The sequence below is a fragment of the Erwinia sp. STN24 genome, assembly GCF_041320675.1.
Taxonomy (GTDB): domain Bacteria; phylum Pseudomonadota; class Gammaproteobacteria; order Enterobacterales; family Enterobacteriaceae; genus Erwinia; species Erwinia aeris.
The window spans coordinates 70,684-90,611 of the sequence record NZ_JBGGPM010000007.1 but is presented as its reverse complement, the minus strand read 5'-3'; the positions used below and the strand labels follow the sequence as shown (position 1 = coordinate 90,611).

The 19,928-nt window shown below is 55.5% G+C and carries 22 protein-coding genes; 9 read left to right on the top strand and 13 right to left on the bottom strand.

Features of this window, described 5'->3' with window-relative positions; genetic code table 11:
* Positions 1–1,031 precede the first annotated feature (1,031 nt).
* Positions 1,032–3,365 carry an aerobic respiration two-component sensor histidine kinase ArcB gene (gene arcB, locus ACA373_RS19560; RefSeq protein WP_253457859.1) on the top strand — a complete coding sequence of 778 codons (2,334 nt, stop codon included), beginning with the start codon at positions 1,032–1,034 and terminating at the stop codon, positions 3,363–3,365.
* 876 nt (positions 3,366–4,241) lie between these two features.
* Positions 4,242–4,961, top strand: coding sequence for a monofunctional biosynthetic peptidoglycan transglycosylase (mtgA, locus tag ACA373_RS19555; RefSeq protein ID WP_301729949.1), 720 nt, complete (start codon positions 4,242–4,244; stop codon positions 4,959–4,961).
* 274 nt (positions 4,962–5,235) lie between these two features.
* On the opposite strand, the gene npr is transcribed toward mtgA, so the two are convergent.
* The 11 genes from npr to ACA373_RS19500 all read right to left on the bottom strand — a co-directional run bounded on the left by npr (position 5,236) and on the right by ACA373_RS19500 (position 13,287).
* A complete protein-coding gene (gene npr, locus ACA373_RS19550; protein WP_125287082.1) occupies positions 5,236–5,508 on the bottom strand; it encodes a PTS phosphocarrier protein NPr in 273 nt (90 codons plus the stop codon).
* On the bottom strand, positions 5,505–6,359 hold the full coding sequence (gene rapZ, locus ACA373_RS19545; protein WP_125287083.1) for an RNase adapter RapZ: 855 nt from the start codon (positions 6,357–6,359) through the stop codon (positions 5,505–5,507). Before rapZ ends, npr begins: the two co-directional genes overlap by 4 nt.
* Before the next feature lie 89 nt (positions 6,360–6,448).
* Entirely contained in the window at positions 6,449–6,931 is a 483-nt protein-coding gene (gene ptsN, locus ACA373_RS19540) for a PTS IIA-like nitrogen regulatory protein PtsN (RefSeq protein ID WP_199746329.1), read from the bottom strand.
* Positions 6,932–7,124: 193 nt separating this feature from the next.
* Positions 7,125–7,412, bottom strand: coding sequence for a ribosome hibernation promoting factor (gene hpf, locus ACA373_RS19535; RefSeq protein ID WP_125287085.1), 288 nt, complete (start codon positions 7,410–7,412; stop codon positions 7,125–7,127).
* Between the two features lie 22 nt (positions 7,413–7,434).
* The gene (gene rpoN / locus ACA373_RS19530; RefSeq protein ID WP_253457865.1) at positions 7,435–8,868 is read right to left on the bottom strand and encodes an RNA polymerase factor sigma-54; all 1,434 of its coding nucleotides are present in this window, start codon (positions 8,866–8,868) and stop codon (positions 7,435–7,437) included.
* A gap of 48 nt (positions 8,869–8,916) precedes the next feature.
* On the bottom strand, positions 8,917–9,642 hold the full coding sequence (lptB, locus tag ACA373_RS19525) for an LPS export ABC transporter ATP-binding protein (RefSeq protein ID WP_253457868.1): 726 nt from the start codon (positions 9,640–9,642) through the stop codon (positions 8,917–8,919).
* Positions 9,643–9,645: 3 nt separating this feature from the next.
* Positions 9,646–10,188: a lipopolysaccharide ABC transporter substrate-binding protein LptA gene (lptA, locus tag ACA373_RS19520; RefSeq protein ID WP_125287088.1), complete on the bottom strand. Its 543-nt coding sequence runs from the start codon at positions 10,186–10,188 to the stop codon at positions 9,646–9,648.
* On the bottom strand, positions 10,160–10,732 hold the full coding sequence (lptC, locus tag ACA373_RS19515) for an LPS export ABC transporter periplasmic protein LptC (RefSeq protein ID WP_253457871.1): 573 nt from the start codon (positions 10,730–10,732) through the stop codon (positions 10,160–10,162). The genes lptA and lptC overlap by 29 nt, the downstream gene beginning before the upstream one ends.
* Positions 10,729–11,292, bottom strand: coding sequence for a 3-deoxy-manno-octulosonate-8-phosphatase KdsC (kdsC, locus tag ACA373_RS19510; protein ID WP_253457874.1), 564 nt, complete (start codon positions 11,290–11,292; stop codon positions 10,729–10,731). The genes lptC and kdsC overlap by 4 nt, the downstream gene beginning before the upstream one ends.
* Before the next feature lie 13 nt (positions 11,293–11,305).
* Positions 11,306–12,292: an arabinose-5-phosphate isomerase KdsD gene (gene kdsD / locus ACA373_RS19505; protein ID WP_253457877.1), complete on the bottom strand. Its 987-nt coding sequence runs from the start codon at positions 12,290–12,292 to the stop codon at positions 11,306–11,308.
* Between the two features lie 14 nt (positions 12,293–12,306).
* Entirely contained in the window at positions 12,307–13,287 is a 981-nt protein-coding gene (locus tag ACA373_RS19500; protein WP_301250723.1) for a calcium/sodium antiporter, read from the bottom strand.
* 233 nt (positions 13,288–13,520) lie between these two features.
* Here ACA373_RS19500 and mlaF point away from each other — a divergent pair, with 233 nt between their 5' ends.
* The 7 genes from mlaF to murA all read left to right on the top strand — a co-directional run bounded on the left by mlaF (position 13,521) and on the right by murA (position 18,317).
* Positions 13,521–14,333, top strand: a complete 813-nt coding sequence (gene mlaF / locus ACA373_RS19495; RefSeq protein WP_125287093.1) for a phospholipid ABC transporter ATP-binding protein MlaF — start codon at positions 13,521–13,523, stop codon at positions 14,331–14,333.
* Positions 14,334–14,337: 4 nt separating this feature from the next.
* Entirely contained in the window at positions 14,338–15,120 is a 783-nt protein-coding gene (mlaE, locus tag ACA373_RS19490) for a lipid asymmetry maintenance ABC transporter permease subunit MlaE (RefSeq protein ID WP_253457882.1), read from the top strand.
* A gap of 4 nt (positions 15,121–15,124) precedes the next feature.
* Positions 15,125–15,664: an outer membrane lipid asymmetry maintenance protein MlaD gene (gene mlaD, locus ACA373_RS19485; protein ID WP_301250721.1), complete on the top strand. Its 540-nt coding sequence runs from the start codon at positions 15,125–15,127 to the stop codon at positions 15,662–15,664.
* Between the two features lie 11 nt (positions 15,665–15,675).
* The gene (gene mlaC, locus ACA373_RS19480; protein ID WP_253457885.1) at positions 15,676–16,311 is read left to right on the top strand and encodes a phospholipid-binding protein MlaC; all 636 of its coding nucleotides are present in this window, start codon (positions 15,676–15,678) and stop codon (positions 16,309–16,311) included.
* Positions 16,311–16,604, top strand: a complete 294-nt coding sequence (gene mlaB, locus ACA373_RS19475) for a lipid asymmetry maintenance protein MlaB (protein WP_253457888.1) — start codon at positions 16,311–16,313, stop codon at positions 16,602–16,604. Before mlaC ends, mlaB begins: the two co-directional genes overlap by 1 nt.
* 125 nt (positions 16,605–16,729) lie before the next feature.
* Complete coding sequence (gene ibaG, locus ACA373_RS19470) at positions 16,730–16,984, top strand: BolA family iron metabolism protein IbaG (protein WP_125287098.1); 255 nt, start codon at positions 16,730–16,732, stop codon at positions 16,982–16,984.
* A gap of 70 nt (positions 16,985–17,054) precedes the next feature.
* Positions 17,055–18,317, top strand: a complete 1,263-nt coding sequence (gene murA, locus ACA373_RS19465) for a UDP-N-acetylglucosamine 1-carboxyvinyltransferase (RefSeq protein WP_253457891.1) — start codon at positions 17,055–17,057, stop codon at positions 18,315–18,317.
* 52 nt (positions 18,318–18,369) lie between these two features.
* On the opposite strand, the gene ACA373_RS19460 is transcribed toward murA, so the two are convergent.
* Together ACA373_RS19460 and ispB are read right to left on the bottom strand one after the other, a co-directional pair.
* Positions 18,370–18,630, bottom strand: a complete 261-nt coding sequence (locus ACA373_RS19460) for a helix-turn-helix domain-containing protein (RefSeq protein WP_253457894.1) — start codon at positions 18,628–18,630, stop codon at positions 18,370–18,372.
* Positions 18,631–18,925: 295 nt separating this feature from the next.
* The gene (ispB, locus tag ACA373_RS19455) at positions 18,926–19,897 is read right to left on the bottom strand and encodes an octaprenyl diphosphate synthase (RefSeq protein ID WP_253457897.1); all 972 of its coding nucleotides are present in this window, start codon (positions 19,895–19,897) and stop codon (positions 18,926–18,928) included.
* Between the last annotated feature and the right edge of the window lie 31 nt (positions 19,898–19,928).

The window sequence follows — 19,928 nt, the reverse complement described above, 5'->3', positions numbered from 1 at the left end:
CGTTATTTCAGGCACAGAATGCAATGGAGAAGACTCCCCTGGCTCTGTATCGTTTTTTTCCTGACTGCTTTTAAGTGGGCGACTGTGCGCCGGGCATGTTCTCTTCAGGCCATGCTGAAGGGAGCTGCTCGTTATTTTCCGGGTCTCTGAGAGGAGAAAGCCTGGGGAGTCTTCTTGCTGCATAGATATGCCGAGACACTGGCCCGTCAGGAACGCTTCCAGCGAAATTCCAACTTATCGGGAAAGCGTACTCAGGTCAAATAGCGTGCTTAGAGGGGCTTTGTAGAGGTGTCTTTTAAGTAAGTTATTGTTTTTAAATATTTTATAACGATTTTTTCTGTGTATAGTTTCGTCATTTATCCCCCGGGAAGTGTGAACTGTCTCACTGTAGTGCAGGGCGCAAATCTCTGCACCATGCTGGTGCTGGGGGTATTGCCAGCAGAAAATGCTAATAAAGTAGCCTTAATCATTGAAAGCGGCTGTTTTTAACGGGGAGGCTTATTTGAATTAAACCCCCGTGCATCATTAGTAAAATTAATCAGGCTGGTTTTGATTGCATCCACGTTTAATGTGAATTTTTATTCATTGCGTTTCAGGCGAAAGCGCGGCGGCAGGCGCTTATCGCTATGAATTGCAAAAACGGATAATGCACTTAAGGCAAAACGGGCTATGCACAGGTTAAACATCACTTTTCGCGTACCGATGGCGCTCAACCGCGTATACCCTGTACCGCTGTTACAAAGTCTGTTGGTAACCAAAGTCAACGACCGCGCGGGTCGCGGTCACGCTTAATAGCGCAAAACAGCGGCGGTGTTCGCCAGACGGTCATGCTTTCCCAGCGCTAAATGGCGGCAGGCTTAGCGGATGGCCGGAGACGATACTGACCTGTCTTTTGACAGGCGCGCGGAACGTCAATCGTGGCATTGCTTTCAGGCTGCACCGCAGTGGTGCAGCCTGCGCAGGGGGCCGTGACCTTTGTCTTTTAAGCTTTTGCGGTATGATTGACGGTATTGCTCTCGAAGGGACCTTTTATGAAACAAATTCGTCTGTTAGCCCAGTACTACGTCGATTTAATGGTGAAGCTGGGGCTGGTGCGCTTTTCTTTGCTGCTGGCTTCTGCGCTGGTGGTGCTGGCAATGATCGTGCAGATGGCGGTCACGATGGTGCTGCGCGGACATGTAGAAAGCATCGATATGGTTCGCTCGGTCTTTTTCGGGTTGTTGATAACGCCATGGGCCGTCTATTTCCTGTCGGTGGTGGTTGAGCAGCTGGAGGAGTCGCGGCAGCGCCTGGCGCGCCTGGTGGATAAGCTTGAAGAGATGCGCCATCGCGATCTGGAGCTAAACCAGCAGATGAAGGAGAACATTACCCAGCTCAATCAGGAGATCGCCGATCGTATCAAGGCGGAAAAAGCGCGCCTGCAGGTGATGGACAAACTGACGGAAGAGATGACCAGGCGCGAGCAGGCGCAGATTGAGCTGGAGCAGCAGTCTTCTTTCCTGCGTTCGTTTCTGGACGCCTCGCCCGATCTGGTGTTCTACCGCAATATCGATCAGCAGTTTTCCGGCTGCAACCGGGCCATGGAGCTGCTGACGGGCAAAAGCGAGAAGCAGCTTATCGGCCTGACGCCGCACGATGTCTACGATCGTGATGCCGCCACCAAAGTGCTGGAAACGGACGAGAAGGTCTTTCGCCACAACGTTTCGCTGACCTACGAGCAGTGGCTGCAGTATCCCGATGGCCGCAAGGCCTGCTTTGAGATCCGTAAAGTGCCTTATTACGACCGCGTAGGTAAACGCAGCGGGCTGATGGGCTTTGGACGCGATATAACCGAGCGTAAACGCTATCAGGACGCTTTAGAGAACGCGAGCAGGGAAAAGACCACCTTTATCTCTACGATCAGCCACGAGCTTCGTACGCCGCTTAACGGCATCGTCGGTCTGAGCCGTATCCTGCTGGATACCGAGCTGAATCCGGAGCAGTTGAAATACCTAAAAACCATCCACGTCTCGGCCATCACGCTGGGCAATATTTTCAATGACGTTATCGAAATGGATAAGATCGAGCGCCGCAAGGTGCAGCTGGATAACCAGCCGGTTGATTTTACCGGCTTCCTGGCGGATCTGGAGAATCTCTCCGGCCTGCTGGCCCAGCCGAAAGGACTGAAGTTCGTGCTCGACGCCCATCCGCCGCTGCCGCATAAAATTATCACCGACGGCACGCGGCTGCGTCAGATCCTGTGGAACCTGATCGGTAACGCAGTGAAATTTACCCAGCAGGGCAGCATTATCGTGCGGGTGGCCTATCAGGGCGAGGATTGTCTGCGCTTTGAGGTGGAAGATTCCGGCATGGGGATCCCGCAGGATGAGCAGGACAAAATCTTCGCCATGTATTATCAGGTGAAAGATCAGCATGGCGGCAAACCGGCGACCGGCACCGGCATTGGGCTGGCGGTTTCGCGTCGTCTGGCGCAGAGCATGGGCGGAGATATCAGCGTGCGCAGCGCGCCCGGTAAGGGCTCCTGCTTTACGCTGACGGTTAATGCGCCGCGCGTCGTGACGCAGCATGAGGCCGAGCAGCCTGCGGACGATATGCCGCTACCGGCGCTGCACGTCCTGCTGGTTGAGGATATCGAGCTGAACGTGGTCGTAGCGCGTTCGGTACTGGAGAAGCTGGGCAACAGCGTTGAAGTGGCCATGACGGGCGCAGAAGCGCTGACGATGTTCGATCCCGAAGAGTTTGACCTGGTGCTGCTGGATATTCAGCTGCCGGATATGACCGGCCTTGACGTGGCGAGGGAAATCCATCGGCGCTACGGCCATCAACAGCTGCCGCCGCTGGTGGCGCTCACCGCTAACGTGCTTAAAGATAAAAAAGAGTATCTGGACGCGGGCATGGACGACGTGCTGAGTAAACCGCTGGCGGTACCGGCGCTGACCGCCATTATCCAGAAGTACTGGGACTACCAGGAGCAGGAGGACGAGCCGGCGGAAGCTTCTCACTCTGACGCGCCCGTGCTGCTGGATATCACCATGCTGGAGCAGTATATCGAGCTGGTTGGGCCGCAGCTGATTGTGCAGAGTCTGGAAATGTTTGAAAAGATGATGCCAGGTTATCTGGAAGTATTGGATTTGAACATGACCGCGCGCGATCAAAAAGGCATTGCGGAAGAAGGGCACAAGATCAAGGGCGCGGCGGGATCGGTTGGTCTGGTCCATTTACAGCAGCTGGCGAAACAGATCCAAAGCCCTGAGCTACCGGCGTGGTGGGACAATGTGCAGGAGTGGATTGACGAGCTGAAACACGAGTGGCGTAACGACGTTGCGGTACTGCGGGAATGGGTATCAAAGGCCCAAAAAAAATGACCCCGACCGAGGCCGGGGTGCGCGAATACTGCGCCAACACCAGGGAAACTTGAGGCCTACGCTGTTCTTAAAGTAAGAGTATCGAAGCGCAGGCGCGGTATTGGGTAAAACGCTCAGGAACTACCTTAGCAAAACTCCCATCACATGTTACAAGATTCATTAAAATGTGTGATGTGGAGCAGCGTTTCCAGACAGAAAACATTAATTTGATGATACAGTCAAGCACGGAATGAATTTATTCGCGATCTTGCGCAAAAATTGTACAATTGTGCCAGTTTTTGTCCGGTTTTGATTGACGTATTCAGGTAACCGGTTCCATTGATCGCTAGCAGTGATGCTAAAAGAATTTCACCTCGCCTGGCAAATATTTAACTCCATGTAAAACATGTTCTTTTTGTGAGATTGGTGTCTCTCTTGTGAAACCGCACGGTACAACAAAATGGAAAGTGATATTGGAAGGAATTAACGATTAATAAACATGTTTTTATCGTAATCCTTTTAACTTAAGGCGCAATTTTCGCTCACCAACCCCAAAAGCATAACCTGGGCCCACAGCCATTCTGAGGGGCCTTTAAGATAAAATTAGCAAAAGCTAACTCACGCAATTTATAAGGTTCATGAATGAATTGGCTGGCATTGCGCGGACGGACCGCGTTGATTGTTTCTTCATCGCTACAGGTTCGTTTACGGCATGGAACCGATTCCGAATGCGCGGAAGTGATTGAAGCACTTAATACATTTACAAAGTGCTTCAAGTTGTAAGCGCATGCAAACGTTTACATTAAGTCAAATGCGTTGCGCCCCGCATCGCTTTTTTACATTGTACGAACGGGTTCCTGTTACAGGAATTCATAAGATCATTATGGATAAATGTTAATGAAGCAGCGCAAAAAAACCAGCGGACAGCGGCTAAAAACCTGGGCGTTACGAGTGACGATCGGCCTGGCCGGGATCGCGATCGCCGGGATCCTACTTTTTTCTTTTTTGCCCGTCCCTTTCTCTGCCGTGATGGCAGAAAGGCAGATTGGCGCCTGGCTGAGCGGCGATTTCCGTTATGTCGCGCATTCAGACTGGGTAGAGATGAAAAATATCTCTCCCTGGATGCCGCTGGCGGTTATCGCCTCAGAGGATCAAAAATTTCCCGACCACTGGGGATTTGACGTACAGGCGATCCAGTCGGTGCTGGATGGTGAAGAGACCCGCATGCGCGGCGCTTCTACGCTATCGCAGCAGACCGCAAAGAACGTTTTTTTATGGGACGGGCGCAGCTGGATACGTAAGGGACTGGAAGCGGGCCTGACGGTTGCGATCGAAACCGTGTGGACAAAACGGCGCATTTTGACGGTCTATCTGAACGTAGCGGAGTTCGGCGAGGGCGTATTTGGCGTGGAAGCGGCATCGCAACGCTATTTTCATAAGCCCGCCAGTCGCCTGACAATGGCGGAAGCGGCATTGCTGGCGGCCGTGTTGCCGAACCCGATCCGTTTTCGCGCCGACGCGCCGTCGGCCTATGTGCGCCAGCGGCAGCAGTGGATCTTACGCCAGATGCGCCAGCTGGGCGGAGAAGGTTTTCTGAACGCGCATAAGCTACGCTGACAGAAAGGTAGCCTGAAAGAAATAACCATGCTCAGGGGCGCATAAGTGTGTGCAGAGCATCACGAGCAAGGACAGCGCTCAGGGGAGTAATAAGCCATGCCAAGAGGAAAAGGTACGCTGTGGAGAAAGCACCGTGCTTAGAGGTGCATAAGTGTGTGCAGAGCATCACGAGCAAGGACAGCGCTCAGGGGCGTAATAAGCGCCGCCGAGAGGAACGGTACGCTTGAGGGTCAAGAACCGCGCTCAGGGGCGCTGAGCGCGTCTGAGCGGCTGATTAATCCTCGTCGAAGCCAGCGTTAAAGAGTTCGATCACCGCCGCCAGCGCTTTTTCTTCTTCCGGCCCGCTGGCTTCAATCTCAATCTGTCCGCCTTTCGCCGAATCCAGCATCAGCAGTGCAATAACGCTGCTGGCTTCCGCTTCCGTGCCGCTCTCGTTGCGCAGCAGCACCTCGGCATCAAAGCTTTGCACCAGTTCAAACAGCTTCATCGCCGGTCTGGCGTGCATACCCAGCTTGTTTTTGATCTCAACCACTTGTTTGACGGTCATGATTTGCGCTTTTCCAGAGTACGATGACGGGACTGCACGTTCTTGCCGCGCGAGCGGAAATAGTCAGCGAGTTGTTCGGCAATATAAACCGAGCGATGCTTGCCGCCGGTACAGCCAATCGCCACGGTAAGATAGCTGCGGTTGTTGGTTTCCAGCATCGGTAGCCAGAGTTCAAGATAGCTGCGCGTCTGATAGATAAAATTGTGCACTTCGGTATGACGATCCAGGAAAGCGGCCACCGGACGATCCAGCCCCGTCATCGGCCGCAATTTCGGATCCCAGTGCGGGTTCGGCAGAAAGCGGACGTCGAACACGTAATCGGCATCGATCGGAATACCGTGCTTGAAGCCGAAGGATTCAAACACCATCGTCAGTTCACGTTCCCGCTTGCCTAACAGGCGCGTGCGCAGCATTTCGGCCAGCTCGTGCACCGACATCTCGGAGGTATCGACGATCAGATCCGCACGCGAGCGCAGCGGCTCCAGCAGATCGCTCTCTTCATCGATGGCGCTTTCCAGCGAAAGATTTTTACTGGAAAGCGGATGCAGGCGTCGGGTATCGCTGTAGCGCCGGATCAGCGTATTGCGATCGGCATCCAGGAACAGCAGCTGCGGCGAAAAGCTGTCGGGCAGGCCGGTCAGCGCTTTCTCAAAGATTTCCGGCGACTCTGGCATATTGCGCACGTCAATACTGACGGCCGCCGAGATGTTACGATCCGCCAGTGACCTGGCCAGCTCCGGCAGCAGCACCACGGGCAGATTATCCACGCAGTAGAAGCCCATATCCTCCAGCGCCCTCAACGCGACGGACTTACCGGAACCAGAACGCCCGCTGACGATCATCAGCACCATGACTTATTCTCCTGATTTGAAGCCTTTCCAAAGGGACGGGGAACTTCCCTGTGCATACGCTCGGGCCGACAGACCGGCCCACTAAAGGCTTAAGAGGCGGCTTGTGGTTCCTCTGCCATGATAGCAAACAGCTCTTCATCGCTTTGCGCAGCGCGCAGTCGGCGGCAGACCGTTTTATCGGCCAGACGTTTTGCGACCAGCGAGAGCGTGTGCAGATGCGTTTTACACTGATCGGCAGGCACCAGCAGGGCGAAAAGCAGATCGACCGGTTGATTATCGATAGCGTCGAAGGCTACCGGCTGATCGAGACGGATAAACACGCCTACCGCGCGCAGCGTATCTTCCACCAGCTTGCCGTGTGGGATCGCGATGCCGTTACCTATACCGGTACTGCCCATACGTTCACGCGTCAGGATCGCTTCAAAGATCGTCTGATGCGGCAGATTAAGCTGTTTGGCCGCCAGCTCGCTGATAATTTCCAGCGCCCGCTTTTTGCTCTGGCAGTGCACGCCGTTGCGGGTACAGGAAAGGCTCAGGACCGAGCTCAGTTCCAGTGTCAGGTCATTGTTCATCATAGGTTCACTTAGGTATTCACTTCCGCCTGGCAAAACGGCGCTGCCCGATCGTTCGGCAGGCCATCAGTCGAATGCATTATGCCCGTTGATTAACGGCCCGCCTTCTGCAATCAGAAGACGAGCCGGTTAGTTTACACCACATTCTTATCAGATAAGGGTGGCGAAAAAATAATCAATGCTGCAAGGGTAATTAATGCTGCTTCAGCTTGTCTTTATGTTTATTCAGCTGGCGTGTCAGCTTGTCAATCAGGCCGTCAATCGCCGCATACATATCTTTTTCTTCCGAGGTGGCGTGCAACTCACCACCGCTGACGTGCAGCGTCGCATCGGCGACCTGCGTCACCTTTTCCACCTTCAACACAATATAAACCTGCCCGATACGGTCAGTGTATTGCTCCAGCTTGGCGAATTTAGCCACCACGAATTCACGTAAAGGCTCGGTAATTTCAACATTCTGCCCGGTAATATTGAGTTGCATAAGCTCTTCCTTATCTGTTCGTTCAGACCAGCTGCTTGCGCTGATTTGAGGGCGGGATGGATAAAGACTCTCGGTACTTCGCGACGGTGCGGCGGGCCACGATGATCCCCTGGTCGGAGAGCAGGGTGGTCAGCTTGCTATCGCTAAGAGGCTTGGCGGGATTCTCCGCCGAGATCAATTTCTTCACCAGCGCGCGAATGGCCGTGGAAGAGGCTTCGCCGCCGCTTTCGGTGTTCACGTGACTGGAGAAGAAATATTTCAGTTCAAAAATACCGCGTGGGCTGTGCAGGTATTTTTGCGTAGTAACGCGTGAAATCGTCGATTCGTGCATCTCTACGGCGGAGGCGATATCCGCCAGCACCATAGGACGCATAAATTCTTCACCCTGCTCGAAGAAAGCCTGCTGCTGGTCGACGATGCAGCGCGTGACCTTCAGCAGCGTATCGTTGCGGCTCTCCAGACTTTTTATCAGCCAGCGGGCTTCCTGCAAATTGCTGCGAATAAACTGGCTGTCGCTGTCGCTGCGAGAGCTACCGCCCAGCGAAGCATAGTGCTGGTTAATCTTCAGGCGCGGCACGCTGTCGGCATTCAGTTCCACCACCCAGCGGGCGCCGATTTTACGCACCAGCACGTCCGGGATGACATATTCCGGTTCGCTGGTATTAATCGACTGGCCGGGACGCGGGTCAAGCGACTGGATCAGCTGCATGGCGTTTTTCAGCACGTCCTCTTTCAGCCGCGTGACGCGCATCAGGCTGCGGAAGTCGTGGTTAGCCAGCAGATCCAGATGGTCGCTGACAATAAGCCTGGCCTCTTTCAGCCAGGGCGTGTCATCCACGAACTGCGACAGCTGCACCAGCAGGCAGTCGCGCAGATCGCGTGCGCAGACGCCGATCGGATCGAACCGCTGAACGCGCTTCAGTACCGCTTCGACTTCTTCCGCAGAAAGCTCTTCGTTGCCGATACTCTCCTGGATCTCCTGAAGAGAAACGGTCAGATAGCCGGTTGGATCCACGGCGTCGACAATGGCGGTGGCGATGGCGCGATCGGTATCGGTAAAAGGCGTCAGCTCTACCTGCCACATCAGGTAGTCCTGCAACGACTGGGTGGTTTCGCCCTGATAAACGGGCAGCTCGTCGTCGTGATAGTCGGTGCCGGTGCCCGAGGGCGTGCCGGCGGTGTAGATTTCGTCCCAGGTGGCGTCGAGCGGCAGCTCTTCCGGCATATCTTTTTGTTCCAGCGCCTCGCGGGTATCCAGCGCCTCTTTTTCCTGATATTCGCGGCTGTCGACTTCTTCGTGAAGATCGGTTTGTTCAAGCAGCGGGTTGCTTTCCAGCGCCAGCTGAATTTCCTGCTGGAGTTCAAGCGTAGAGAGTTGCAGCAGACGTATCGCCTGCTGCAGTTGTGGCGTCATGGCAAGCTGTTGGCTAAGCCTGAGCTGCAAACCTTGCTTCATATTCAGGATACTTATTCCTTAAAAATCTTGACCGGTCTGAACACCTTATCAGAGTCTGAACTCTTCGCCCAAATAGACGCGCTTAACTTGTTCATCCTGGAGGATTTGCTCAGGCGAGCCGTGAGCGATCAGGTGTCCCTGACTGACGATATAGGCTCGTTCGCAGACGGCCAGCGTTTCACGGACGTTGTGATCGGTGATCAGCACACCCAGGCCGCTGTCGCGCAGGTGTTCGATAATCTTTTTGATATCGATAACCGAAATCGGATCGACGCCTGCGAAAGGCTCATCCAGCAGGATGAATTTAGGGTTCGCCGCCAGCGCGCGGGCGATCTCTACGCGACGGCGTTCACCGCCGGAAAGCGCCTGACCCATGCTGTCGCGCAGGTGCGCGATATGGAACTCTTCCATCAGCTCGTTGGCGCGATCGGTTCGCTGTTCCGCCGTTAAATCTTCACGGATTTGCAGCACCGCCATCAGGTTGTCGTACACGCTCAGGCGGCGGAAAATAGAGGCTTCCTGCGGCAGATAGCCGATGCCCCGACGCGCGCGCGCGTGCAGCGGCAGAATACTGATATCTTCATCGTCGATAACGATGCGGCCCGCGTCGCGCGGCACAATGCCCACCACCATATAAAACGTGGTGGTCTTACCGGCGCCGTTCGGGCCCAGCAGGCCGACGATCTCACCGGATTTTACCTCCAAGCTGACATCTTCCACCACGCGTCGGCCTTTGTAGGCCTTCGCCAAATTTTGCGCAATTAAAGTCGCCATGGCTTAGTTACTCTTCTTGGGGGAGGAGGCGTTTTTATCCTGCAGCTGCGAAGGCACCAGCACGGTAGTGACGCGCTTGCCGGTATTGCCGTAGGCCTGCATTTTCTGCTCTTTCACCAGATAGGTGATGCGATCGCCTTTGACGTTGCTGTCCAGCTGCTCCAGATAAGCGCTGCCCGTCAGCTCGACGAAATCCTTCGCCAGCTCGTAGTGCATTTTCTGCGCATGGCCTTTAACGGGCTTGCCGTTGTCCTGCATCTGATAAAACGTTGCCGGATTGCCCCAGGCATCCACGATGGTTTTGTTGCTGTCGCCGTTCGGACGCGTGACCACAACCTTATCCGCGGTGATTTTGATCGAGCCCTGGGTCACGATGACGTTGCCGGTAAAGGTCGCCACGTTGCCCTGCATATCCAGCGCCTGATTTTCGGAGTCCACGTTGACCGGCTTATCCGAATCGCCCGTCAGGGCAAGAGCGGGCAGGCTGGCAGTCAGCAGCAGGCCGAGCGTCAAAAACTTAAGGTTGGTTCGCATTCTGAATTTCATAGGAGGTTTTGACCTTTTCAATCAACTCGGCGGTTTTCTTCCGTAAATTGCCACGCATCTTCATGCCGCTAGAGCTGAAGCTGTTGCCGTATAAGGTTACCCGATCTTCTGAGGTAACGTCCTGCGTGACAAGGTTCACTACGGCGTTATCGGTTTTAATTCGTTGTAGCTGGGCGTCCTGGGCCAGACTGTTGACCTCGACGTGGCCGTAAAGATAGAGCATACGGTCATTGGTTAGTTTGGCCTTGTCTGCCCGTACCGACCAGGTGGGCACTTTGTTTTCGTCATAGGTGGTCATGACCGGATTATCGAACCAGCTTACCGCGTCGGCGGAAAAGTAGGTTACTTTCTCGGACACCAGCTTGTAGCTCAGTCCACCTTCCGGGTTATACACCACCGTATTGGACGACTGGCTCGTATAGGTCGGCTCCAGCGCGTTGCTGGCCGCGGGCGCAGGCTTATCCGTATCGGCCAGGTTCCAGCCAATCAGCACGATCGCTACCAGCGCCAGCAGGAGCGTAATCCAACGCCTTGTTTTACTCATACAGACTGCCCTTTGGCCTTATCAAACTTATCCTGCGCGATTAGGATCAGATCGCAAATTTCACGTACGGCGCCGCGTCCGCCCGCGAGGCGGGTAACGTAGTCGGCACGAGGAAGCAGCACGGGATGCGCATCGGCTACGGTCACGCTCAGGCCGACTTCCGCCATTACCGGCCAGTCAATCAGGTCATCGCCAATGTAGGCGACCTGCTCCGGCATCAGCGACAGTTTATCCAGAAGTTCGCGGAAGGCCAAAAGCTTATCCGACTGGCCCTGGTAAAGATGCGTAATGCCCAGCGTGGCGCAGCGATCTTCCAGCAGCTTTGCCTTGCGACCGGTGATAATAGCGACTTCCACGTCCGAGGTCAGCAGGCAGCGAATGCCGTAGCCGTCCCGCACGTTGAAGGCTTTTAGCTCCTCGCCGTTATTGCCCTGGTAAATCACACCGTCGGACATCACGCCATCTACGTCACAAATCAACAGCTTAATTTCACGCGCGCGCGCCATCACGGTCTCGCTCACGTCGCCATAACAGGTACTTATCCAGCTTGCGCCAGCCATTTTTTATTCCTTGTTAAACCACGCCGGCACGCAGCATGTCGTGCATATGCACTACGCCAAGCAGCCGATCGCCGTCGGCTACCATTAAAACGGTAATATTACGGCTCTGCATCAGATTCAGGGCATCGACCGCCAGCGTATGGGGCCGCACCCGTACGCCGCCCGAGGTCATAACGCTGGCGATACTGGCATGTTGAATATCAATGCCCATATCAAAGACGCGTCGCAGATCGCCATCGGTGAAAATCCCTTCGATCTTCATCAAATCGTCACAGATTACCGTCATACCTAAATTCTTACGGGTGATTTCCAGCAGGGCGTCACGCAGCGAGGCGTCACGGCCGACGCGAGGAATTTCATCGCCGCTATGCATAATATCGTCAACGGTCAGCAGCAGCTTGCGGCCCAGTGCGCCACCCGGATGGGAGAGGGCGAAATCCTCAGCCGTAAAGCCGCGCGCCTTCAGCAGCGCTACCGCCAGCGCGTCGCCCATCACCAGCGTTGCCGTGGTGCTGGTGGTCGGCGCCAGCCCCAGCGGACAGGCTTCCTGCGGTACTTTAACACAGAGATGGATATCTGCCGCGCGGCCCATCGCGCTGTCGGGACGGCCGGTCATACAGATAAGCGAGACGCGCAGCCGCTTCAGCACCGGGATCAGCGCCAGGATCTCGGAGGATTCGCCGGAGTTGGAAATGGCGATAACAATATCGCCCGAGCTGACCATGCCAAGATCGCCGTGGCTGGCCTCTGCCGGATGCACGAAAAACGCCGGGGTGCCGGTGCTGGCGAAGGTGGCCGCCATCTTTTTGCCGATGTGGCCCGATTTCCCCATGCCCATCACCACCACTTTGCCGTGGCAGTTGTAAATTTGCTTACAGGCTTCGGTAAAGTCTTCGTTAATGTACCGATCGAGCTGTTCCAGTCCCTGACGTTCAATCGTCAGAACATCTTTCCCCGCCTGCTGAAAATCAAAGTCGGGCCGTAGAGTAACAGGTGACATAGGTTCTAATCCTTTTACCAAAAGGTGGCCGAAGGAAGCCAGTAGAGTAACGCGACCCAGGCAACAAAGCCTGTCAGCAGCAGCGCGCCCGCCACTCTGCCGATACAGCGGCTACGGCGCAGGCAGATAAGCGTAAACAGCGCGCTGACGCCCAGCATGATCCAGTAGTCGCGGGCAAAAGCATGCATATCCACCGCGCCCGGATGCAGCAGCGCCGGAATGCCAAGTACAATGGCAATATTGTAGATGTTAGAGCCGATCAGATTGCCGATGGCGATATCATCTTCGCCTTTCAGCGCGCCGGCAATCACCGTAGCCAGCTCCGGCAGGCTGGTGCCGACAGCGATCACCGTCAGGCCGATCACCAGTTGGCTGACGCCAAAAAAATTGGCGATAACCGTTGCGTTGTCGATAACCATACGGGTCGACATCGGTAAAATAATCAGCGCCACGCCCAGCCAGAGAAACGCCACCGTGTTGCCTGTATCGTCACGCGGCAGTTCGGCAAGCTGTTCGCGCGTCAGCGAATCCGTATCGCCACGCTCCGCTTTGCGGGCAATGTTGATAATAAACAACAGGTAGCCTGCCGCAAAGGCAATCAGGATCAGGCCGTCATTGCGGCTTAGCATATTATCAAACAGCAGCAGGCCGCTGATTAATGTAATCAGCAGCATCAACGGCAGCTCGCGCGCCAGCAGCCTGGAATACAGCCTTAAGGGATGCAGCAGCGCCGCGCCGCCGAGGATCAGCAGAATATTGGTGATATTGGAGCCGACCGCCGTGCCAACCGCTAAATCCATCTGGCCGTGCAGGGAAGCGGAGAAAGAGACGATCAGTTCAGGCAGCGAGGTGCCTATGCTGACCACGGTCATGCCGATAATCAGCGGAGGAACGCCAATTGCGCGGCACAGGATAGCCGCGCTGAACACCAGACGATCTGCACCATATACCAGCAGGACCAGGCCGATAATCAATAGTGCGGTAGCTACAAGCATGAAATGTCCTTTGATCGGGTATAATCGTCGGCTTGCCTTGCACGACGAGCAAAACGGGCCGGTAAAATGGCCGCGAACGCGCTGATTTTGACGGTCTGAAAGCAAAAAGTAAAACTTATGCCAACTTTCGCTACGTCAGACGGATAAGTTTCTGTAAAAGTGTCCAGTTCCGCTGGTTATACGTTACCATCGGTAGAGGATGAAATGCCTGGAAAAGAGGATAAGAGGTCACAATGAGCCAGACGGAGACGAATTTGGTGGACGTTCGGGGCGTCAGCTTCGCTCGCGGCGATCGCCCGGTTTTCGATAACATCTCGCTTACGGTGCCGAAAGGGAAAGTCACAGCCATTATGGGCCCTTCAGGCATTGGTAAAACCACGCTGCTGCGTCTGATCGGCGGTCAGCTGCGTCCCGATGCCGGCGAAATCTGGTTTAACGGGGAAAATATCCCCGCGCTTTCGCGCTCGCGTCTCTACGAAGCGCGTAAAAAAATGAGCATGTTATTTCAGTCCGGCGCGTTGTTTACCGATCTGACGGTGTTTGACAACGTCGCCTGGCCGCTGCGCGAACATACGCAGCTGCCGCCCGCGCTGCTGCACAGCACGGTGATGATGAAGCTGGAAGCCGTCGGCCTGCGCGGCGCGGCTCAGCTAAAGCCTTCCGAGCTGTCCGGCGGCATGGCGCGGCGCGCGGCGCTGGCCAGAGCTATCGCGCTGGAGCCGGATCTGATTATGTTCGACGAACCTTTCGTCGGGCAGGACCCGATCACCATGGGCGTGCTGGTCAAGCTGATTGACGAGCTGAACCACTCGCTGGGCATGACCTGCATTGTGGTTTCACACGACGTGCCGGAAGTGCTGAGCATTGCCGACTACGCCTACATTATCGCCGGACAGAAAGTTATCGCTCAGGGAACGGCCAGCGCGCTGCATGAAAATGAAGATGCCCGGGTTCGCCAGTTTATCGACGGCATCGCCGACGGCCCGGTTCCTTTTCGTTTTCCCGCAGGCGACTATCTGCAGGATCTAACCGGCTCAGGGAGTTAATCTGATGTTACTACGTGCACTGGCGTCCGTCGGACGTCAGGGGATCAATATTTGCGCCTCGTTTGGCCGCGCCGGGCTGATGCTTTTTCACGCGCTGATAGGCATTCCCCGCTTCCGCAAACATGCGCCGCTGGTGATCAAGCAGCTGTACAGCATTGGCGTGCTGTCGCTGCTGATTATCGTGGTTTCCGGCCTGTTTATCGGCATGGTGCTGGGTTTGCAGGGCTACCTGGTGCTGAATACCTACGGGGCCGACAGCAGCCTGGGGATGCTGGTGGCGCTGTCGCTGCTGCGCGAACTGGGGCCGGTCGTCACGGCGCTGCTGTTTGCCGGCAGGGCAGGCTCGGCGCTTACGGCGGAAATCGGTCTGATGAAGGCGACCGAGCAGCTCTCCAGCATGGAGATGATGGCGGTCGATCCGCTGCGCAGGATTATCTCTCCTCGCTTCTGGGCCGGTTTTATCAGTATGCCGCTGCTGACGCTGATTTTCGTCGCGGTAGGTATTCTGGGCGGCGCTATCGTGGGCGTCAGCTGGAAAGGCATCGACGGCGGCTTTTTCTGGTCGGCGATGCAAAACGCCGTGGATATCCGTACCGATATCGTCAACTGCGTGATCAAAAGCGCCGTTTTCGCCTTTACCGTCACCTGGATTGCCCTGTTTAACGGCTACGATGCCGTGCCGACTTCTGAAGGCATTAGCCGGGCGACGACGCGTACTGTAGTACATGCTTCTCTGGCTGTGCTCGGTTTGGATTTTGTGCTGACAGCACTGATGTTTGGGAACTGATTCGATGCAAACGAAAAAAAGCGAAATTTGGGTAGGGGTCTTTTTACTGCTGGCGCTTTGCGCGGCGCTGTTTCTCTGCCTGCGCGTGGCGGATCTGAAATCCCTGGGCAGCGAACCCACCTGGCGGCTGTACGCTACCTTTGACAATATCGGCGGGCTGAAAAGCGGTTCGCCGGTGAAAATTGGCGGCGTGGTAGTTGGCCGCGTGACGGATATCGGCCTGGATGAGAAAACCTATCTGCCGCGCGTCTCGATGGATATCGAAGACAAATATAATCAGCTGCCGGATACCAGCTCGCTGGCGGTCAGAACCTCTGGCCTGCTGGGCGAACAGTATCTGGCGCTCAACGTCGGTTTTGACGATCCGGAGATGGGAACGGCTATGCTTAAGGATGGCAGCACCATTCAGGACACCAAGTCGGCAATGGTGCTGGAAGATCTGATAGGCCAGTTCCTGTATAAGAGCGGCAACGGTAACGAGAGTAAAAACGCGGCGCCGGAGAACGGCGGCGAGCCTGCCCCGGCCGCAGCGACTAACCCTTAAGAGGAGCAGTAATGTTTAAACGTTTCCTGATGGTGGCCATGTTAATCATCGCCCCGGTCGCGGCTAACGCTGCCGCCGACCAGACCAACCCTTACAAGCTGATGAACGAGGCGGCGGAGAAAACCTTTACCCGTCTTAAAAACGAGCAGCCTAAAATCAAGCAGGATCCCAACTACCTGCGCCAAATCGTGCGTGAAGAGCTGCTGCCCTATGTGCAGATTAAATATGCCGGCGCGTTAGTGCTGGGACGTTACTACAAAGAAGCGACGCCTGCCCAGCGCGAAGCCTATTTCAAAGCCTTTAGCGACTACCTGGCGCAGGCTTACGGCCAGGCGCTGGCGCTCTACCACGGTCAGACTTACCAGATCGCACCTGAGCAGCCCTATGGCGATGCCAATATTATTGCCATCCGCGTCTCCATCATCGATCCTAACGGCCGCCCGCCGGTTCGCCTGGACTTCCAGTGGCGTAAGAACAGCCGCACCGGCGACTGGCAGGCCTACGATATGATCGCGGAAGGCGTCAGCATGATCTCCACCAAGCAAAACGAGTGGGCGGGCATTCTGCGTCAGAAAGGCGTCGACGGCCTGACTGACGTACTGAAAAACGCGGCCAGCCAGCCGATTACGCTGGACAAGCAGCAGTAATGGATCAGCTTAACTGGCGCATCGAGGGCAACCGCCTGCATCTGGCGGGCGAGCTGGAGCGGGAAACGCTGGCCGCACTGTGGCAGCAGCGCGAAACGGTCATGAAACAGATTGATACCATTGATGTCTCCGCGCTGGACAGAGTCGATTCAGCCGGGCTGGCGCTGCTGGTGCACCTGCGTCAGATCGCGCTGGGGCAGGGGAAAGCGCCGGGATTTACCGGTATTACCGACAAACTGCGTTCGCTGATCGCGCTGTATAATCTGCAGCAGTTTATTACCGCCGAACGCTGACGGCCCGCGCCCGTTCCTGATGAAAAAGCCTCTGCACACGCGGAGGCTTTTTTGCCTGTTTAAGATAGCTCCGCTTTCCACTACTATGTAGGCCTGTTTATCCTCAACCGAATTTAGAAAATCCCATGGAAACTAGTGAAATCCAATCCGTGCTGATGGCCGCGCTGCCGCTGCAGGAAGCCATTGTAACCGGCGACGGCAGCCACTTTCAGGTGATCGCCGTAGGCGAGATGTTTGGTGAACTGAGCCGCGTGAAAAAGCAGCAGGCGATTTACGCGCCGCTGGCGGCCTATCTTGCCGACAACCGTATTCACGCGCTGTCCATCAAAACCTATACGCCGGAAGAATGGGCACGTGACCGTAAGCTGAACGGTTTTTAAGTCGCCGTTTTCATCGCTTCGGGCGGTGAAGCGGCCGTACTCTATTGCTGATTAATTGAGAGCAGGTTTAATGGATAAATTTCGTGTGCAGGGCCCGACCCGTTTAAGCGGGGAAGTGACCATTTCCGGTGCTAAAAACGCTGCGCTGCCGATTCTTTTCGCTGCTCTGCTGGCGTCCGATCCCGTAGAAATTCAGAATGTCCCGAAGCTTAAGGACATCGATACTACCATGAAGCTGTTGAGCCAGCTGGGCGTAAAAGCGGAGCGTAACGGCTCGGTGCACCTGGATGCCAGCAACGTCAATATTTTTTGCGCGCCTTACGATTTGGTAAAGACCATGCGCGCTTCGATTTGGGCGCTTGGCCCGCTGGTGGCGCGTTTCGGTCAGGGGCAGGTTTCTCTGCCTGGCGGCTGCGCTATCGGCGCGCGTCCTGTCGATCTGCACATTACCGGCCTTGAGCAGCTGGGTGCCGAGATCAAGCTGGAAGAAGGCTATGTTAAAGCGTCCGTCGACGGCCGCCTGAAAGGCGCGCACATCGTGATGGATAAGGTCAGCGTAGGCGCAACCGTCACCATCATGAGCGCCGCCACGCTGGCTACCGGCACCACCGTGATTGAAAACGCCGCCCGCGAGCCGGAAATCGTCGATACGGCGAACTTCCTGAATACGCTGGGTGCGAAAATCACCGGTGCCGGCAGCGATCGCATTACTATCGAAGGCGTTGAGCGCCTGGGCGGCGGCGTTTATCGCGTATTGCCGGATCGTATTGAAACCGGCACCTTCCTGATCGCCGCCGCGATTTCCGGCGGTAAAGTTGTCTGCCGCGACACGCAGCCGGCTACGCTGGACGCGGTGCTGGCCAAGCTGCGTGAAGCGGGAGCAGATATCGAAACCGGCGAGGACTGGATCAGTCTGGATATGCACGGCAAGCGGCCAAAAGCGGTCAACTTCCGCACCGCGCCGCATCCTGGCTTCCCAACCGATATGCAGGCGCAGTTCAGCCTGCTGAATCTGGTGGCGGAAGGCACGGGCGTGATCACCGAAACCATCTTCGAAAACCGCTTTATGCACATACCGGAGCTGATCCGTATGGGCGCGCATGCGGAAATTGAAAGCAATACGGCGATCTGCCACGGCGTGGAGAAACTGTCCGGCGCTCAGGTCATGGCCACCGATCTGCGCGCTTCCGCAAGCCTGGTGCTGGCTGGCTGCATCGCGGAAGGCACCACGATTGTGGATCGTATTTACCATATCGATCGCGGTTATGAGCATATCGAAGACAAGCTGAAAGCGTTAGGCGCTAATATCGAGCGCGTAAGCGGCGACGAATAACGCCGTTTGAAGCTGACTGGCAACGGGGCGGTAGAAATCTACCGCCTTTTCTTTATGAGCGAATAAGCTTTTTACGGTCGAGCAGGGCATGGGTGACAGGATCGTAATAGCGGCTGGGCCAGATCTCGGCCGGATGGATGTTCAGGGCATTGGCGATAATCCATTCGCCTTTAGGCCACGGCCTGAATAGCGCGTTAGCAAGCGTGGACGAGCTTAATCCGGCCTCTCGTGATACCTCGGCCAGCGTGGTGCCTTTCTTTTTCAGACCTGCAATAATATCCGCGTTATGCCAGTCCGCTTTCTTCTCTAGCATCTGCTTTTTCCTCCATGGACGCATCGCTATTTCTGGAAACATCAGGACGCAACATTGCCGTCTCTACGGCAGGGATTGCGAACATGATGTGAATATTTAAGGCGTTAGCCTTTAAATATCGCAGTCAGATTTATAACAATAATCGCTAAGATATTTCCAATAAAATTTAAGCAGCGTTTTGTTTTTGAGGCGTAATGCGCAAAAGTTACGTAACAGCGTGATGCATTACATTACAAAAAGGGATCCAGGAGGCGTTGTACAGAAGGGAAAAAGCGCGGCTGACCGCGCTCAGGGATTAAAATTCGCGCTGCACCGACATATGCGCCAGCGCTTCCAGCGCGCTGCGCCACGGCGATTCCGGTAGGGCATTCAGACAGGCGATGGCCTTGTCTGCTTCGCGTTCTGCCGATTCCCGTGTCCAGGCCAGCGAGCCGCACTGTTGCATGGTTTCCAGTACGGGTTCCAGCAGATGGCGACCGTTACCTTGCTCAATCGCGCTGCGGATCATCGCTGCCTGCTCCGGCGTGCCGTTACGCATGGCGTGCAGCAGCGGTAAGGTTGGTTTGCCTTCGCTAAGGTCGTCACCAACGTTTTTACCCAGCGTTTTACCGTCGGCGCTGTAATCAAGAAGATCGTCGATAAGCTGGAAAGCGGTGCCGATATAGCGGCCATAATCCTGCAACGCCTTTTCCTGCTCCGGCGTGGCCTCGGCCAGGATAGCGGAAGATTGGGCGGCGGCTTCAAACAGGCGAGCAGTTTTACTGTAGATCACCCGCATATAGCTCTCTTCGGTAATATCGGGATCGTTACAGTTCATCAGCTGCAGCACTTCGCCTTCCGCTATCACGTTAACCGCTTCCGACATCAGCTCCAGCACGCGCAGCGAACCAATGCTGGTCATCATCTGAAAAGCACGCGTGTAGATAAAATCGCCGACCAGCACGCTGGCCGCATTGCCGAAAGCAGCGTTGGCGGTGGCTTTGCCGCGGCGCATATCCGATTCGTCCACCACGTCATCGTGCAGAAGGGTGGCAGTGTGAATGAATTCTATCAGGGCTGCTACGGTAACATGTTGTTTACCGGAGTAATTCAGCGCGCGCGCGGCCAAAACGGCGATCGTTGGGCGGATGCGTTTGCCTCCACCGCTGATGATGTAGTAACCCAGCTGATTGATGAGGGAAACCTCAGAATTCAACTGCTCGAGTATGGTTGCATTGACGTCCGCCATGTCCTGCGCGGTGAGTTCGTTTATCTGTTCTAAGTTCATCAGTCTTTTCAGCTATTGCCCACTTTGCGGC

Excerpts from the sequence above, each read along its gene's own strand:
- arcB (WP_253457859.1), top strand. The coding sequence starts at position 1,032 with ATGAAACAAATTCGTCTGTTAGCCCAGTACTACGTCGATTTAATGGTG.
- mtgA (WP_301729949.1), top strand. The coding sequence starts at position 4,242 with ATGAAGCAGCGCAAAAAAACCAGCGGACAGCGGCTAAAAACCTGGGCG.
- npr (WP_125287082.1), bottom strand. The coding sequence starts at position 5,508 with ATGACCGTCAAACAAGTGGTTGAGATCAAAAACAAGCTGGGTATGCAC.
- rapZ (WP_125287083.1), bottom strand. The coding sequence starts at position 6,359 with ATGGTGCTGATGATCGTCAGCGGGCGTTCTGGTTCCGGTAAGTCCGTC.
- ptsN (WP_199746329.1), bottom strand. The coding sequence starts at position 6,931 with ATGAACAATGACCTGACACTGGAACTGAGCTCGGTCCTGAGCCTTTCC.
- hpf (WP_125287085.1), bottom strand. The coding sequence starts at position 7,412 with ATGCAACTCAATATTACCGGGCAGAATGTTGAAATTACCGAGCCTTTA.
- rpoN (WP_253457865.1), bottom strand. The coding sequence starts at position 8,868 with ATGAAGCAAGGTTTGCAGCTCAGGCTTAGCCAACAGCTTGCCATGACG.
- lptB (WP_253457868.1), bottom strand. The coding sequence starts at position 9,642 with ATGGCGACTTTAATTGCGCAAAATTTGGCGAAGGCCTACAAAGGCCGA.
- lptA (WP_125287088.1), bottom strand. The coding sequence starts at position 10,188 with ATGAAATTCAGAATGCGAACCAACCTTAAGTTTTTGACGCTCGGCCTG.
- lptC (WP_253457871.1), bottom strand. The coding sequence starts at position 10,732 with ATGAGTAAAACAAGGCGTTGGATTACGCTCCTGCTGGCGCTGGTAGCG.
- kdsC (WP_253457874.1), bottom strand. The coding sequence starts at position 11,292 with ATGGCTGGCGCAAGCTGGATAAGTACCTGTTATGGCGACGTGAGCGAG.
- kdsD (WP_253457877.1), bottom strand. The coding sequence starts at position 12,292 with ATGTCACCTGTTACTCTACGGCCCGACTTTGATTTTCAGCAGGCGGGG.
- ACA373_RS19500 (WP_301250723.1), bottom strand. The coding sequence starts at position 13,287 with ATGCTTGTAGCTACCGCACTATTGATTATCGGCCTGGTCCTGCTGGTA.
- mlaF (WP_125287093.1), top strand. The coding sequence starts at position 13,521 with ATGAGCCAGACGGAGACGAATTTGGTGGACGTTCGGGGCGTCAGCTTC.
- mlaE (WP_253457882.1), top strand. The coding sequence starts at position 14,338 with ATGTTACTACGTGCACTGGCGTCCGTCGGACGTCAGGGGATCAATATT.
- mlaD (WP_301250721.1), top strand. The coding sequence starts at position 15,125 with ATGCAAACGAAAAAAAGCGAAATTTGGGTAGGGGTCTTTTTACTGCTG.
- mlaC (WP_253457885.1), top strand. The coding sequence starts at position 15,676 with ATGTTTAAACGTTTCCTGATGGTGGCCATGTTAATCATCGCCCCGGTC.
- mlaB (WP_253457888.1), top strand. The coding sequence starts at position 16,311 with ATGGATCAGCTTAACTGGCGCATCGAGGGCAACCGCCTGCATCTGGCG.
- ibaG (WP_125287098.1), top strand. The coding sequence starts at position 16,730 with ATGGAAACTAGTGAAATCCAATCCGTGCTGATGGCCGCGCTGCCGCTG.
- murA (WP_253457891.1), top strand. The coding sequence starts at position 17,055 with ATGGATAAATTTCGTGTGCAGGGCCCGACCCGTTTAAGCGGGGAAGTG.
- ACA373_RS19460 (WP_253457894.1), bottom strand. The coding sequence starts at position 18,630 with ATGCTAGAGAAGAAAGCGGACTGGCATAACGCGGATATTATTGCAGGT.
- ispB (WP_253457897.1), bottom strand. The coding sequence starts at position 19,897 with ATGAACTTAGAACAGATAAACGAACTCACCGCGCAGGACATGGCGGAC.